The following is a 16,367-nucleotide window of genomic DNA, read 5'->3' as shown; positions in this document are numbered from 1 at the left end:
TGCTACAATTTAGCAGATAAACCCACTATTAAAAAGCCACAAATAAAGATAGTTGATAAGTTTTATGATTGGATTTGCATATTATCGATTTTTAACGCAACATTTCTTATCATCACTCCGTAAAAAGTAATGAGAAAATTAAAGATAAAAAGAGTTATAGCTTTAAAGCTCTTCATTCATAGCATATGGATATTGTAAACAATATTAATAATGATCAGAAAATGCAGGAACTGGCCGAGTATATCAAATCCCAGCTTCCGGGATGCGGCTTTGCTCTGATTACGCTTAAAATAGAAAACGGAACAAGTTGCGGCAATTATGTATCCAATGTTCAAAACGAGTTTATGATTGCAGCACTTGAACGCCAGCTGGAGGCATTAAAAAAAGGAAAAACAGTATCCACTCCAATTGGCTAAATTCAGGATAACGGGTTTGCAATTAAGCCCGTTTAATCAACTATCTTCTTACCGAATAACAAGTCTGAGTTCGCCCTTATCATTTATCATCTCCGGATAAGCTATACCAATTCAATTTTAAGTAGCAACCCACACATTGATCAGGCCAACTCATCAGTCAAAATGAATCATGATCTTATTTTAAGCAAAGTATTTGGTTAAAATAGTTAATAATAAAAAAAATCAGCAGGGATTAATAGCACATAAATTATACACCCGGTATAATTTTTATAATTAAAAGCAAATTCGTGCAACTTTACGTATCACCTCAACGTAAAACAAAGCAAAACAAATGTTGTTTGCGATTTTTTTTCACATCATGCAAAAACACAAAGTTAATAATTAATAAAATTAATTATTAACAAAACCCGTACCAACTTTAACTTCGATAAAATCAGGTTATGAAATTAAATCCACTTCGTTTAATACTGGTCGCTTTTATTTTATTCACTTATCATATCGCTTATCCAGCTACCTACTATTTTTCGGCAACTAATGGTAACGACAGCTATTCGAGCATTCAAGCCAGAAATCCGCTCACACCCTGGAAAAGCATCGACAAACTAAATTCTTACTTCAAATACCTCAACAGCGGCGATTCTGTTTTGTTTAAAAGAAGTGAAAAATTTTTCGGATCAATTATAGTCAGTAAATCGGGTGCAGTGTTTGCCCCTATTTACATTGGCGCATACGGAAAGGGTGATAAGCCGGAAATTAACACGCTTGCCACCCTAAAAAACTGGAAACAGGTTAAAACGGGCGTTTATGAGAGTGACTGCAGCACGGAAGGGATTACGCTGATATTGAACGGAATTCAACAAAGAATAGGCAGATACCCAAACGCGGGCTATCTCTCGTACGAATCTCACGTTAATAATAGCTCCATTACGGACGATCAACTTACAGCATCAACCAATTGGGTGGGCGCGGAATTGGTAGTGAGGAAAAACAGATGGATTATAGACAGGAGTACGATTACAGGGCAAACAGAAGGATCCATTACCTACGCTCCCGGAAACAATGCAGTGCCAACTAATGGATACGGCTACTTTATACAAAAAGACATCAAAACGCTTGATCAATTTGGCGAATGGTATTTTGATGCCACCAGGCATAAAATGATGGTATTTTTTGGAGCTTATAATCCAAACAGATACCAGGTACAAACAAGTTTTGCCAATAATTTAGTTACTATAAAAAATTATCATTACATCACTTTCGATAACATCTCGTTTGTAGGCGCCGGAAGTTGCGCTATCAGCCTTATCCAGTGTAGAAAAATAACATTAAGCAATTGTAATATAGACTTAACCGGAGCCGAAGCTGTTTTAGCTTCTTATTCGCCTTTTTTAAACATCAGCAATTGTACTATTAACCACTCATTAAGTGGCGGTATCAATTTGGACGTGGGCTGCACCAATGCTTCAGTGCTAAAAAACCTGATTAAGAATACGGGCCTTATACCCGGTCTGGGCAAAAGCGGCTCGGGTACCTATGAAGGAATTACAGCGTTTGGCGACAACACGATGATAGAAAAAAACATTATTGACAGCACCGGATACAATGGCATTTATTTTGGCGGCAATACCTCGGTAGCTAAAAACAATTATATTACTTATTTCTGTTTGACGAAGGATGATGGCGCCGGTATTTATGTTGGCGACTGGTCTAAAACCGTCAATAAAAAAATACTCGGGAACATTATACTGCATGGAATAGGCAACAACGCAGGTGCAGGCAAGACAAAATCAATGCAGGCAGAGGGTATTTATATTGATGATAATACCGAAAGTGTAACGATATCAGATAACACGGTATCGTTGTGCGCCGACAATGGAATAAAGATACACAATGCGAAGGATATTAACATCTATAATAACATCGCCTTCAATAACGGTGTACAATTGCGATTAGAGCAGGATCATTATTTAACTACCAGCAGCTATATCAGAAACAATAATATCGTCAATAACACTTTTTTTTCAGGAACAAGCCAACAAGCAACTGCAAAGTTTTCTACACACCAGGATGATATGAACTCTTTTGGCCAATTGGATAGTAATTTTTACAACCGGCCTAAAAACGAGATAAGCAATACAACAGCGCCCCGCCTGAAGAACGGCATAAATACCATTTATAATCTTCCAAATTGGAAAACGATTAATGGAAAAGATCAGTTCTCGGTAGAACTTGCTACAGACTCTATACGTTTTGAGTATAATGCAACCGATCAGATTAAAACTATAGCGCTAAACCAAAATTACCAGGATATTCATCGTAATACTTACGTTAAACAAGTAAACATTAAACCCTATTCGTCGGTAATTTTGATAGCAACCGTGGCTAAACCTAAATATGCATCATCTTCGTTTACCACTACTAACCAGCACTATTGAAATTTTTGTATGCGTAAATTAATTAGTGTAAAATATACCTGTTAAAAAAAGTTTTCTTGACACGCTCCTTAAGCATTAAAGCTATAAATACAGGCCCATAATACAAATATCGTTTCCACATGCGCTTTGGTTCCTTAAGCAAGCGCCCTAACCATTCCAAACCAAACCTGATTAAAAAATTAGGTGCTCGTTTGATGGTACCGGCGTAAAAATCAAAAACAGCACCTATTGTGCAAATTGTTTTCGCCTGTAAATTATCTTTATGCTTATAGGCCCATATTTCTTGTTTAGGGGCTGTCATGCCAATAAATAATACATCAGGTTTAAACAAATTGACTGCCTCAACCATTTTTTGATCATCGTCTGGACTGAAGTGTTTTTTAAACGGAGGCGAATAGGTGCCAACCTTTACGTTAGGAAACTCGATAGCCAATTTTTGCCTGATTTTGTTGAGGGTACTTTCTGATGCTCCTAAATAGAAACAACTTCCCGATTTTTCATTCAAATCTTTTAACAAATGATGATGTAAATCAGCCCCAGATATCTTTTTGATCTTGTTTCCTGTTAACAAATATTCGGCAGCCACTATAGAAATACCATCCGGAAGTAATATATCAGACATCTGGAGTGACTCTTTAAAGCCAGCATCCTCATTCGCCATGCAGTAAGAATATTGGTTAATTGTATTAACTAATAAAGGAGATTGGAAAGATAATTCTTCCAGCGTATTGGTATAAAGCGAATAATCTATAAAATTATCAACGTGTCGGGTTTGTTTCATCGGTAGCTCAAATTCAATTTAACCAGGGAATTATAATGTATCACGTAGTGAAAATTACAATCTTGTAGAGATAAGACGCATAATCAATAAAAATGTTTTACCCAAGAGAAATAATTTTAAGTTTTAATTACCAAAGCAAGCAAACAACCAATCAATCATTGACCACCAGTTAAAATTTTTAAATGCTGATCTAATTCTTCAACTGAATTAAACCTATTTTTAATCTTTTTGGCGGGTACTCCACCATATATTGAATAAGGCTCCACGTCTCGAGTAACAACAGATCCGGCGGCAATAATACTACCTGCTTTTATAGTAACACCGCTCATGATGGTTACGCCATAGCCTACCCATACATCATCTTCAATAATGGTTAAGTTATTTAAGCCAAGCCAGTTATAATCTTGATCCCGAATTTGCGACGCCAGACGGATGGGCACGCCAATTTGTTGGTAATGGTGATCGTAACGGCCAACTAACGCTACCCGGTTAGCCCAAATCACATTATTGCCAATTACGACATCACTCTCAATAAACGAATCGCGACCGATATAAAAATTTTTGCCTATAACTACTTTTTGCCTGGCCCATATCCTAACCCTTATACCACTGTGAAAGCCGGCCCCTATTTGGTATTGCCGATAAACAACCCTGCGCAGAAATTCATTTCTGATCCGCTTTATAACACGGCTAAAAAAAATCATTGTTTAACTATGGTTTGTATAGTTTCTGATAACTCCCTACACACTTGTTCCTCACTAAATAAATGCCCGGTATTGAGGTTATTGGTTTTCATGCCGGCAATCAACACGTCCGACTGCAATAACTTAACGAGGGCGTTTTTTACGCTATCAGCATTTTGCGGCTCCACCCAAAGACAGTTTTCCGGCTCAGATAAAAAATCTTTAGCGGCACGCGTAGCCGTTGTTACAATGGCCATACCCGCCGCAACAGAATTGAAAAGAGCCATTGGAAAGCCTTCTGGAAAAAATGTTGGAAACACCAATATATCCGAATTGGCATAAAACTGAACAACATCACTCTCCGGAATAAAACCTGTAAATTTAATATCATCCGCCAGGCCAAGGGCTTTACAGTTTTGTTTTAAATTTTCCAGTTCGCTTCCCCAACCAACTATCACTAATGAAACTTTGAATGCGTCTTTAATCCGGCTAAAAGCTTCAACCACCTCAAATACGCCTTTCTCCTTAATAACCCTCCCTACAAACAGTAAAACTCTATGATCATCAGAAATGTTTAACTTGCTTTTAAACAGTTTATCCGGCTTAAACTGACCGGTACGGACGATATTTTTGGTGGTAAAGATTTTATCCGGGGCGAAGTACCCGGTTTGAATAACCTTATTTTTTTCTTCTGTTGATAAAAAGAGCCAGCCAGATATATTTCTTTTTAAATAGGGTAGTATTATTTTACTCATTAAAAAACCCTTATCACTCAAAATGTCGATGTCTGATCCGTGCGATTTGATGATGAATTTAACGGGATATTTTAAGAATGTTTTAAAGAGACAGATGGTGATGACATCGCGGATACCTGCAAGCACTTCTAACCTGGAATTGAAATAAATAACTCCAGGCCTAAAGCTTCGCGCTATCGTGATAAGGCCAAATGCATTTTGTATGATTACCCAAAGGCGGCCCGGCGCTGAGTTGTACCCGGCCCGCGCCGCATAAGGGAAATATCCACAGGTATAACCCAGCTTCTGCAAGCCGTCTATTTCGTCAGCCGCAATCTCAACATGGTGCACTGCCGGCATACTAAACAGTATTTTTAAATTGTTCATGCTAAATATCTTTTCTTCTTCTTTCAACACCAGGATTACCGGTTACAATACAGCAGGCTGATACACTTTTAACAACAACTGCTCCGCAACCAATAATCACATCATCCCCAACAACAATATCGCCAATAAGACATACATTGCTCCCAATATCAACATGATTACCAATAACAGGAGAACCGCTAAAGCCCCCATCCCTGGCCTGTTTATTACCGATGGTGGTGGATTGCCTGAGCGTACAGTTTTCGCCAATAACAACATGGTTGGTCATCACCAATGCCTGGCCATGGTAAAGCGATAAGTTTTTACCTATACGGGTATTCCAGGGAATTTCTACACTAAAAAACCATTCAACCAGGATGCGATAAAAAAGCAGGTACGGGAAACCGATATAATAGTAGATTTTACGGGTAGAGCAAAAATTAGCTATCCTGAACAGCAGCAATATGAGCCTTCCTTTGATGTTGCCCCGGTTAACACTCCAGTCCTGGAAAATAAATTCAAAAAAGTTCATTATAAAAGCAAAGTTGATGGTTATCCTGAAATGTATTTACCATAGGGCAGTTTATTGAGTGCATAAATAACAAGGCATGTAATTGAAATAACTATTATAGAAAGAACAGGTATACCTAACCAGGGTGTTAAAATTTGATAGTTTATGTTAAAGTGTGCCAACACGCTAAGTATTAATAAATGCCCAAGATATATGCCATAGCCGTACCTGCTAACCAGGCTTCGTACAGTAAACACAACATTGTGCCTGTGCCCACCATTGCTAAGGCCTTTGATGATAATATAAGCACTTGCGGCCATCAAAAACACATTGAATGTTAGGTACTCGTAAAACTGATGCGAGAACGAGCCCCTTGCACACGTGGAAAAATAAGTACCGAGCAATGTAACAGCGCCGCCGGTACAAAATAAGGCTATCGCTAAATAGCATATTAACTTTGTTATTAATAACCTTTCTGAAATATAGTAGCCCAAAACCAGGTATCCCACATAGCCACTAAAATATCGTAAATCCAGCGGCGAACCGGCAAGGGTAACTTTTTGCTGGTCTATTAATAAAGTACACAACCAAATGGCTAAAAAAAACAGGATAGCTTTATTGCTGGCCCTAACTATCCAAGGTTGGATAATTGGGATGAACAGGTAAATACCTGCAATCATATAAATATACCACAAATGCGGCGCCGCCCCCAGGATGATATGCCCGGAAATAAATGAGTCGATGTGATTAAATGCGGCATGGCCTTCGTCTCTTAATTTCAGTAAAAAATCAAACACTGTGTAAACCAGGCTCCAAAAGATAAACGGCATCAGTAACCTATTCAGTCTTTTTTTAATGAAATCACCAAAGCTTATTTGTTGAGGCAACAACAGGGTTCCGGTAAGCATAACAAATACAGGCACACAAAAGCGCGCAAACGAATCGTAAACGTTTGCAGTCCACCAAACGGAGTTTGCCCCCGCATTTGCATGATATAATGTAAATACAGCCGGGGTAGCCACATGAATAATTACAACCGCTATGGTGGCAATTAACCTCACGTTATCTATCCAAACCGACCTGTTATCTATTACTTTCATCGTCCTAAGTGCTGGCTACTCGTATTTAATTAATGATGATATGCCTCCAAAAGGTTCTCCAAACTCTTTTCCCAGCAGTTTTCAGTGTTAGCCGATACCACATTTTTCTCCAGTGTTTTATAAAAGTGGTTACTTAAAGCCTTTATTATTTTTGCGGATAACGAGGCTACGCTTCCCGGCTCAACCAAAAGGCCGTTAACGTTATTAATGATAAACTCTGGAAACGAGCCTACGTCGCTGGCAATTACCGTTTTATTTAACGCGAAGGCTGTCATTAAAACTCCACTTTGCGTAGCGTCCAAATAAGGGCAAACAATAAATTTTGCCTTTTTAATCAGGTTGATCAATTCTTCGTTTGGTATATACCGGTTATAGATCAGTATATTTTTTTTATACTCGTCAGGTATCAGTTCTTTAAATGCGTAGCCTTCGGTAGCCTTACCAGCTATAATCAACTTTTGCCTGGGGAATTGTTCAATTACCGCCGGCATGGCTTGTAATAAAACTTCTATCCCCTTATACAAAGAAATTCTCCCGAAGAACAGTATCGCGCCCGGTTCAGATTCGATTTCATCACCGCTTCCAAGCCCTTTGTAATAACTAAACGGGCACATGGGCACCAGCAATTTCTGTTCCTTAATCCTGGGATAATGCTTAACGAACAGATCGCGGGAAAACCTGGAATAAAACAGAAAGTGTTTTTTATAGGGCAAATTAAAGAACAGTAAATTAGGTAAGCCTATCTTCCAACTTTTTTCGCCCGAATGAGGAACAGGGTCGTGAACGGCGAGAAAAGCTTTTTTAAAGGAAAACAGAAAGGGTAACATGCCAACAGTTCTCAGCGTGTAACCCTCAAAATGTATAATTGCAGGCTTAAAAGGCTTCATATATTTCCAAACAGCAATCGACGCCTGTAGGGTAGAAAAAGATAATCCGCTTCGATGTGGATGAATAACAAAATGCGTGCTTGCCGTACCTGTAAAATAGGGCTCGAGTTGCCGATAACTCTGGGCGCTTAATAGCACCGAAGGCTCAACAAGCTTTTTTTCCACAGGCAAATGTTCAATGTTTACAATGTTCACTTTTTTAGATGCCGATGTAACCTCGATAAATACATGCAGGTCAACCTGTTTCTTCAAAACATTGATAATTTCGAGTGAAATATCTAAAAAGTAAGTTGATGTATAATATACTACCGTCATGATGAAAGCTCCTTTTTACGAAAAAACAACAGGAGTGAACCGGGTAAGGCTATTACTGCAAAAAAAGCAATAAAAAAAGCCACGGGATTAATATGCACGGTAAAATACTGGCAACAGCATACGGTGATAAGCAGCGCAAGGTAAAATAACAGGCAATGCTTAACTGTCATAAACCCCTTTCTGATCAATATGATATCCTGCAAAATGTGGAATACAATGAAAGATATGAAAACGGCGTAGTTAACAACCATCAACTCCTTTATAAAATACAAGCCGATAAGGCAGCCAGCTACATTAATGATCAGGCTGGCTACATTAAACCACATATCCAGCTTTTCAAGGCCAATAGCAACTATCAGGTTGGCTTGTAGTAATACGGTTGGCAACAACAAAAACGTCAAAAACATTTGCTGTAAACACAGCACCGCCCCAGGATAACCTTTTCCGAACGCTAAAGGAATAATAAAACCCGAAAAAGTGTAGATAAAGGCGTAAGATAGTACCGCAAAAATGGAATAAATTAAAAATACGTTTTTATACAGTCTAATTAATCCTTGCTTGTCGTTATTGTTAAAATACGTGATAAACCGCGGATAGATGGTTGCCGATGCCACTACTGGCATAATCTGCAAAACAGAAAAAATACGGAAAGCGATCTCATAGTCGGCAACATGATGAAGTGTTAGCAGTTTTGATATGATGATATTTCCAATTTTCCAGTAAATGATGGAGATGCTTCCGATAACTATGAATTGCCAGTTCTTAATAATCAGCAATTTAATATCCCCCAAAGAAATTTCCGCAAACCATAATAACTTTAAATTGATACGGCTGGATGAGCCCAGCTTAATAAATAAGCTTAAAGTGAACAGCCTGACCACAATCATCAAAACGGCCAGTACCACCACCGTAAAAGGGTAAATAAAGAGTAAGCATCCTACCAGTAATTTTAAAAAACCATCTATCACCAGGATAGATGCCGTTTTACGTTGTTCGTTCTCTGCGATATTTAAGCTTTTGATGGCATTGATCAGGTTATCAAACACGATATTGGTACCTAAAACAATGCACAGTATCCTGATCTGGCCGTCGGGATAAATTAAAAAGGCGGCTACCGTATTAACCAGGTAAAATAATGCGCCTAAGCCTATTTGTGTTTTTAAAAACTTACCTGTAAAGGCCAATTTATCATCTTCGGTTGCATATTGGCGTATAAACCACTGGCCGAGGCCCATGGATGAAAATGCCGCCACTAATTGATATACTGTGTTAGAGATCAGAAATCTGGCAAAATCGCCGGTATTGTATCTACGCGCTACTATCGCAAAAAACACAAATACAAAAGCCAGCTGCAATACATTGGCAATAATACCCCAAGCGCTGTTTCGAATAAGCGACGACTGCAAATACTTTTTTTGTTTAAACCAGCTCATCATAGGTATCAACATTTTTAAGCGGATAGGTTATGATTAAAATAACCATACATGCAACCATCAGCAGAATGCGGTAATCATAAATGGAATAAACTGTATTAAAGGCAATACCCCAACTGATAAGTGATGCCATTAAATATGCCACACGCTTATCAACCAGCCCCTTGATGAAAAATATCAACCCTTTAAATAAGGGAACAATTAAAAACAGGCAAAAAATGGCGAACCCGGTGAAACCCAATTCAACCATAATTTTAAGATAGCCGTTTTCCGGCTGATCAAAGTACACCAGCTGACCGTCCTCAACTTCCAGGTATTGGCTTTGTGCATGTCTGATAACGTAATTTTGATAATTACCGGATCCAATACCAAGGAGTTGATGCTTTTGGGCGATATCATAAGCTTCGCTCCAGATACTTTGACGAAAAACCAGATCTTCAGATAAATTCTTCGACCTATCGAACACGCCGTTATGTATTGAAATGCTTGTAAAAACCAGGTAAGCTACAGCCAGGCATGCCAGCCCCAAAAGCCTGTAGTTTTTTGCTACCATAAAGAATGCCATAACCAAACCTATAGCAAAACCACCAAAGGCGGCGCGGCTCCCTGCAATGTTAATACCTATAACGGCCAGTACAAAAACCAGGTAACTTAACCATCTACTTTGCCGTGTTGCATTTTCTTTTACATACAAAAACAAAAAGCTCCCCATGGCCAGGTATTGGCCACTACCCTGCGAATCGTAAAAAACGCCGGGATACCGGATGATATGAAAAACAGGATCGACAGTGTTGGGGCTTAAACTGGGATAAAAAGTAAAACGCAAACCAATTATCCATTGCATAAACAAAAACGACAACGCTGTTAAATAGCTAACCTTAAGCGCACGAATAACTTGATCATGAAAATCCGGATCCTTGCAACACTCCAGTATTAAAAATCGCCCAAAAATAAAAACGGGTAAGGTTTTAACCAGATTCAAATAGGTTCGTTCAGGAAATTCTGATGCCAGGCCACCCAGTAAAATAACAACCATCAGCAAGGCAAAGAGCAGGAAATAAAAATTGTTCCTGCTTTCCAAATTAATTGTTACAAAATCCTTCAGCAAAAAAATCAGGCAATAAAAGCTAATCGCATCAAATGTTTTAAACCCACCCCAAGCTTCATTGGTAATTTTCAAGTCCATTAAAGGCAATAACGACAGAACAAATAACAAGCATGATTGTACTGTATTACCTCTATAAAAAACGTTAAGCAAAAAGGCAAAAAGCGTTATTACAGGTAAAATAAAAATCAATTTATCGAACATCGTTTACGCCGTATTTGGTTAGAATAGCTCATTGGGTTGAATGATCATTCCGATTAAAGCCTGCTTGCAATTTGCTTCCAGGTAAATTTAGATTCTGCAGGCCCTTCGTTATAATAACTATTATCATAATGGTAACCATAGCCATACTTATTACGTTTAATTCCGTTAAACACGATACTCATGTTCGGCAGCTTGTCCGACTCATATATTTCCCTGATAAACTTGAGCTCATCTTTATCTGTGTAGCCCTGCATAATCAGGTAAAGTGAAACATCTGCTACTTTGGCAATAATCATGGCATCAGTAACCAAATGGAGCGGTGCTGTATCTATGATGATATTATCGTATCTTTCTTTTAACTCTGCAATCAGCACCACCAGCCTATCGCTTTCAAGCAATTCAGATGGGGCAGCAGGAATTTCTCCACTGCCGATAATATCCAGATTAGGAATATTACCCGGCGTTTGAATAATGCTATCAACAGTTACCTCTGACGACAGAAACTCCGAAATACCTGGATGGTTTGATGGCAAATTAAAAGCAACACTTATTTTAGGCTTGCGGAGATCCATTTCCAAAATCACAGTTTTTCCGCCAGATGCAGCAAAAGATGCAGCAAGGTTAGCGCTCACAAAGCTTTTCCCTTCTTTAGATACACTGGATGTTAACAAGGTCACTCTTCCGCGTTTGCCTGTTTTTAAACTTCCATCAGGTTCAATCGCTCCCCTTGTATTTTGATGCAGATAATTAAGATTGGTTCGCAGGGCCCTAAATTGTTCTCCAATTAAACGTTGCTTATTGGTGATCACGATCACTTCGTTTTTCACCTCCTCGTATGAAAGCTCTCCCAATATAGGAACATCCAATACAGCTTCTATATCCCTCCTGTCGGTAATTTTATTACCTATGGAGTCTCTGAAATAGATGATAAAAAAAGGCAAACCGATACCACACAACAGTGCTATGGCTACAACCAATGAAGTTTTGGGCCATTTCACATCGCCGGTATTAGCCTGGTCAACAATCCGGGCGTCAGAGAAGGTGGAAGCATAACTTAACGCAAGCTCCTCGCGCTTTTGCAGTAAATAGATATACAGGTTTTCTTTAATAGATTGCTGCCGTTTCATGCCAACAAACTGGCGTTCCAGCACGGGTATATCTTTAATAGATGATTCCGTTTTATGATTGACCGATTGAAGCTCTTTTTTTGAATTTAACAGTGCCGACTTAATTCCTTTAACGGTTTCTTTGATAGACGACCGCGTTAGGGCAATTTGCTGGTTTATAGGCTCAAAAACGGGATTCCCTTCGGGGGTAGTAGCCAACAAAGCACTTTTCTGGAGCTGTAACCTGGATAGCTTTTCAATCAGGCTGTTCAAAGCCGGGTCTGTGATACCAATGGTTGCAGGCGCGCTGGCATTAACAGACGGCGAATTTACATAACGCTCTATCCCATCAATCACATTTAGCTGTACGTTAACTTCGTTCAGCTGGGCATCGTTACTTTGCACATTCTCAAGGTACACTTTAGTTTGCGAGCTGATATCAGTTAATCCCTGACTGCTTCTGTAGCCTTCAACTTGCTTCTCTGCATGGTTAAGTTCGCCGGTTAAAGATGAAAGCCTATTGTCAATAAATTCGATAGTGCTCCTGGTGGTACGTTTCTCTTCATCAGAAGCAGCTTCGTTATAGGCTTCCACCAGCCGATTTAAAAAATCCTTGCCTCTTTGTGGCACCTCGTCAACCAAAAATAAACCTATAGTAGGCGCTAACTTATCCAATAAGTGTACGTCGAGCGTTTTCAGGTAATTATTGGTAACCACCTCCGGATCCTGTAATTTAATAGTCAACCCGGCGCCAATAAATTGATTTAAATAGGCGGTAGGTTTAAGGGTCCAACTTCCAAATGCACTTTTCACAACCTGGTTAAACAAAAAAGTTTGTTTTTGTCCGGCCATGTTCTCCATCTCAAAAGACTTACCATCTTTGATAACGATTTGAAACTTTTGGCTTTTTGATAACGAAAGCGGTTGCGAAAAAACAATTTCAACAGGCGAAGTTTTGTAAAGATCGGTGGCCTTCAGCCCGGTTTTAGTACTGTAATCAACCCATAAATGCAAGGTATCTACTACCCGGCCTACCAATTTTTTTGATCTTAGTATTTCAATCTCTGCCTCTGCATTTTTGGGAGAGGTGGATTGTTCAAGCTCCGGTAATGCCGATTTTTCCTGGGGGGATTTTTTTTCGTCCTTAACCAATATTGTAGCGCTTATTTCAAAAGCAGGATTAACCACAGCGAGATAAACATAAGCACCTGCCATTGCTATCACCAGGCCAAGTACAAAAAGAGGCCAGTGATAAAGATATTTAGCTAATATGAACCGCAGATCTGTAAATTGTTGGGTGAGGACAGTTTTATTGCCCCCGGTTTGCCTAACATTCATAGTTCTATCGGGTAAATAAGGAAATAGAGATGGCGATTAGAGAAAGTGCTGATATAATAAGGCTGGCGTTACGATATCCGGTGTCTGCTGTGGCAAGCTTCAACTTACCTGGTTGCACATAGATTAAATCGTTAGGTTTAAGATAGAAATACGGCGACTCAAACAATTTTTTAGAGGTAATATCAATCGGAACAAAAACCCTTTTTCCGTCTACTTCCCTCACCAACAGAATATCATCCCGCTTGGCGGTAATATTTAAATCTCCGGCCAAGGTTAAAGCTTCTGTAAGTGTAAGCCGCTCACCCGGGCTATTGTAAACATTGGGATGCATAACATCGCCCATTACAGCAACTTTAAAATTAACTATTCTAACATACACGTTGGGCTTGCTCAGGTAAGTTAGCAATTGTTGTTGCAAGTTGGTGCTTAACTGGGTGGGTGTTAATCCTGAAACTTTCATGGTGCCAACCAACGGCAAAGTAATTTCGCCATTTTGGTTTACAACATAACCATAAACCGGGCTGGCAGAATTTGTGCCGGCACCTTGCAGATTGTTTGTAAATACATTGGCCGCATCCTGGTTTAAACTGGTTACGCTAATAGATAGCTGATCTTGAGGCTGTATTGTTATAGCTTCAAGATTTTTTATATCCTCGGTGGTGATTTGTGACCTGGTCAGATCCTGAAAATATGGAGTCTTTCTGTAGCTGGAACATGATGCCATTAATACGGCTACGGATAAAAAAAGGAGTACTTTTTTTGTGGATTTAATTAAGGGAGATGTGGTAAATTGCATTATATAAATATTGAATTGTTAGATAAATATTGATAAGCTACCAGGTAAAGACGCCTGCGCTAATAAAATCTCTAATTTATAGAGACACCTCTGCCCTGAACAAGCTATCGCTTTGAACTATGGCAAACGAGCTTTACTTAATGAATTTATTAGCACATTGATTGCGCTTTTCCGCCCCTACGTGAGGGGATGATAACAGATCTGATGAACACATAATAATCAACTTGCTAACAGCAAACAAGAAAGCTTGTTTTAAGTATTTAGCAAAATATTTAACTAAGCGGCTTTTTTTTTCAATAAACGAAATACAATTTGCTATTTAATACAATTTAAGCACTTTATAACAAAATTTACCAATGGGTGTTATTAACTAAAATCCCGTTGCTAAGAATGAAATCCTTGCTATTATTTTTACTTTTACTATCTGCCAATCATTTGTTTGCCACCCGTTTCTACGTAAGCTCCGGCAAAGGGAATGAGAAGTTTAACGGGCTAAGCCCTTATCAGCCCAAAAAAAACATACAAGATGCAGCTAACTTAACCAAGCCTGGCGATACTGTTTTTGTAATGGATGGTACTTATTTAAATCCGTGCAAAACATGTAACGTATTGGATATACCCAAAAGCGGTAAAAATGGCAAATATGTGGTTTACATCAATTATCCGGGCGAACACCCTAAAATTAAGTTTAACGGATGGGCCGGCATATCTGTTAAAAATGGCGTTAGTTATGTTAAAATAACAGGTTTTGAAATCATAGGCAATAATGCCAGGGTTACCCTCCGGAAAGCCTTAACACAACCTAAGAGCTGTGCAAACCCCAAAGGAACTTTTGATCCCGCTTACAATGGCAACGCTATAGTTATAGAAAGTACTAAGAACCGGCATTCTCATCATATCATCGTCTCCAAAAACATCATTCATGATTGTGGAGGAGGCGGAATAGGCGTTTCTCATGCCGACTACATCACGGTTGAAGAAAACATTGTTTATAATACAAGTTGGTATACCGTATTCGGCACCAGCGCGATCTCATTTTATCAGTTCTGGAATTACGACCGCACCAGTGGCTACCATAACTTTATCAGGAGAAACAAATGTTATAATAATAAGGCACTTGTTCCGTGGATAAAAATGTGTAAGATTTACGATGGCAATGGAATTATAGTTGACGATTTCAGGAACAAACAAAATGGATCAAAATTAAAAGAGTACCAGGGCAGAACATTGATTGAAAACAACATATGCTGGTTTAACGGGGGTACAGGAATACATGCTTTTCAAAGCGACCATATCGATATTATTAACAACACAGCCTATTGCAATTCCCGCAATAAAGAGTTTAATCCCGGGCAAATTTTGTCGGGCTTGGGGAATGATGTTAAAATTATTAATAACATTCTCGTTGCAGACTCGGTATCTGTTATCAATTCAAATTACTTAAATACCAATTTAATTTACCAAAACAACCTGCATTATAATATAACTTTTCCTGATAAAGCTAAAGCGGGCATATCAACCTCGTCGTGTATTACGGGTGTTAACCCTGCGTTTATCAATCCGGCTAACAACCTATACGCTAATTTTAAACTTCAGCCTAAAAGCCCGGCTGTCCGAAGGGCGAATGTAACAACCTATAGTAAAGTTGATTTTGAGGGACGCAGACGACGGGTGGAGCAACCTACAGATATAGGCGCTTATCAACAATATTGATAAAGAATACGGTATAGAACAATAACATCATTACACAAGTTTGATAATGATAAACTACATCAATCATCAATCCTAACATATCTATACTTTAAGCATTTGGCGCAAAAAAATTTTCGCACGCGCCAAAACCACAACAGGTTTTTAACAAACCAGTTACGTGACATCTGATAATGGTACGGCTGTCCACAGGCCGGACAATAGTAATTATTGTGGTTAAGCTTATCTTTCATTTAGGTGCATTGGTCCGTTAGTATATACGAACTAAATATATTAACGGTTGCTTAATTGAAGTTTTTTTTCCTTTTTTTGTTTTACCAAAACTTAAAAAAAAACTTCAATGTTTTAACTTATAGGCAAATATAAGTTCGCCACACCCATAAATCAAAACTTTTTAATTAAATTCAAGACCAATGCGTAATATTTTCTCGTCATCCTACACCCACT

The 16,367-nt window shown here is 38.7% G+C and carries 13 protein-coding genes; 3 read left to right on the top strand and 10 right to left on the bottom strand.

All coding sequences use genetic code 11. The features are described from left to right. The first annotated feature begins 185 nt into the window (after positions 1 to 185). Both MUCPA_RS22860 and MUCPA_RS22855 read left to right on the top strand, forming a co-directional pair. Entirely contained in the window at positions 186 to 416 is a 231-nt protein-coding gene (locus tag MUCPA_RS22860; protein ID WP_008509606.1) for a hypothetical protein, read from the top strand. A 440-nt stretch (positions 417 to 856) separates the two neighbouring features. After that, positions 857 to 2,851 carry a right-handed parallel beta-helix repeat-containing protein gene (locus MUCPA_RS22855; RefSeq protein WP_008509605.1) on the top strand — a complete coding sequence of 665 codons (1,995 nt, stop codon included), beginning with the start codon at positions 857 to 859 and terminating at the stop codon, positions 2,849 to 2,851. A gap of 22 nt (positions 2,852 to 2,873) precedes the next feature. On the opposite strand, the gene MUCPA_RS22850 is transcribed toward MUCPA_RS22855, so the two are convergent. From MUCPA_RS22850 to MUCPA_RS22805, 10 genes are all read right to left on the bottom strand, one after another. Next, positions 2,874 to 3,632, bottom strand: coding sequence for a WecB/TagA/CpsF family glycosyltransferase (locus tag MUCPA_RS22850; RefSeq protein ID WP_008509604.1), 759 nt, complete (start codon positions 3,630 to 3,632; stop codon positions 2,874 to 2,876). Between the two features lie 155 nt (positions 3,633 to 3,787). Further along, complete coding sequence (locus MUCPA_RS22845) at positions 3,788 to 4,336, bottom strand: acyltransferase (protein WP_008509603.1); 549 nt, start codon at positions 4,334 to 4,336, stop codon at positions 3,788 to 3,790. After that, positions 4,333 to 5,466 (bottom strand): glycosyltransferase family 4 protein, encoded by a 1,134-nt coding sequence (locus MUCPA_RS22840; protein WP_157543972.1) that lies wholly within the window; start codon positions 5,464 to 5,466, stop codon positions 4,333 to 4,335. Before MUCPA_RS22840 ends, MUCPA_RS22845 begins: the two co-directional genes overlap by 4 nt. Then, positions 5,438 to 5,947, bottom strand: a complete 510-nt coding sequence (locus tag MUCPA_RS22835) for a serine acetyltransferase (protein ID WP_008509601.1) — start codon at positions 5,945 to 5,947, stop codon at positions 5,438 to 5,440. Before MUCPA_RS22835 ends, MUCPA_RS22840 begins: the two co-directional genes overlap by 29 nt. A 20-nt stretch (positions 5,948 to 5,967) precedes the next feature. Then, the gene (locus tag MUCPA_RS22830; RefSeq protein ID WP_008509600.1) at positions 5,968 to 7,026 is read right to left on the bottom strand and encodes an acyltransferase; all 1,059 of its coding nucleotides are present in this window, start codon (positions 7,024 to 7,026) and stop codon (positions 5,968 to 5,970) included. A 29-nt stretch (positions 7,027 to 7,055) separates the two neighbouring features. After that, the gene (locus MUCPA_RS22825; RefSeq protein WP_008509599.1) at positions 7,056 to 8,228 is read right to left on the bottom strand and encodes a glycosyltransferase family 4 protein; all 1,173 of its coding nucleotides are present in this window, start codon (positions 8,226 to 8,228) and stop codon (positions 7,056 to 7,058) included. Further along, positions 8,225 to 9,676, bottom strand: coding sequence for an MATE family efflux transporter (locus MUCPA_RS22820; RefSeq protein WP_169316197.1), 1,452 nt, complete (start codon positions 9,674 to 9,676; stop codon positions 8,225 to 8,227). The genes MUCPA_RS22825 and MUCPA_RS22820 overlap by 4 nt, the downstream gene beginning before the upstream one ends. Further along, the gene (locus MUCPA_RS22815) at positions 9,648 to 10,970 is read right to left on the bottom strand and encodes an O-antigen ligase family protein (RefSeq protein WP_008509595.1); all 1,323 of its coding nucleotides are present in this window, start codon (positions 10,968 to 10,970) and stop codon (positions 9,648 to 9,650) included. The genes MUCPA_RS22820 and MUCPA_RS22815 overlap by 29 nt, the downstream gene beginning before the upstream one ends. Positions 10,971 to 11,023: 53 nt before the next feature. After that, positions 11,024 to 13,414, bottom strand: coding sequence for a GumC family protein (locus MUCPA_RS22810; protein WP_008509594.1), 2,391 nt, complete (start codon positions 13,412 to 13,414; stop codon positions 11,024 to 11,026). Between the two features lie 4 nt (positions 13,415 to 13,418). Next, positions 13,419 to 14,210 carry a polysaccharide biosynthesis/export family protein gene (locus tag MUCPA_RS22805; RefSeq protein ID WP_008509592.1) on the bottom strand — a complete coding sequence of 264 codons (792 nt, stop codon included), beginning with the start codon at positions 14,208 to 14,210 and terminating at the stop codon, positions 13,419 to 13,421. A 390-nt stretch (positions 14,211 to 14,600) separates the two neighbouring features. On the opposite strand from MUCPA_RS22805, the gene MUCPA_RS22800 reads away from it, so the two are divergent. Next, positions 14,601 to 15,923: a right-handed parallel beta-helix repeat-containing protein gene (locus MUCPA_RS22800; protein WP_008509590.1), complete on the top strand. Its 1,323-nt coding sequence runs from the start codon at positions 14,601 to 14,603 to the stop codon at positions 15,921 to 15,923. Positions 15,924 to 16,367: the final 444 nt, after the last annotated feature.

It is taken from the genome of Mucilaginibacter paludis DSM 18603 (assembly GCF_000166195.2).
Classification (GTDB): Bacteria; Bacteroidota; Bacteroidia; order Sphingobacteriales; family Sphingobacteriaceae; genus Mucilaginibacter; species Mucilaginibacter paludis.
Note: the sequence above shows the minus strand (reverse complement) of the source record. Positions and strands in the feature narration are given on the sequence as shown.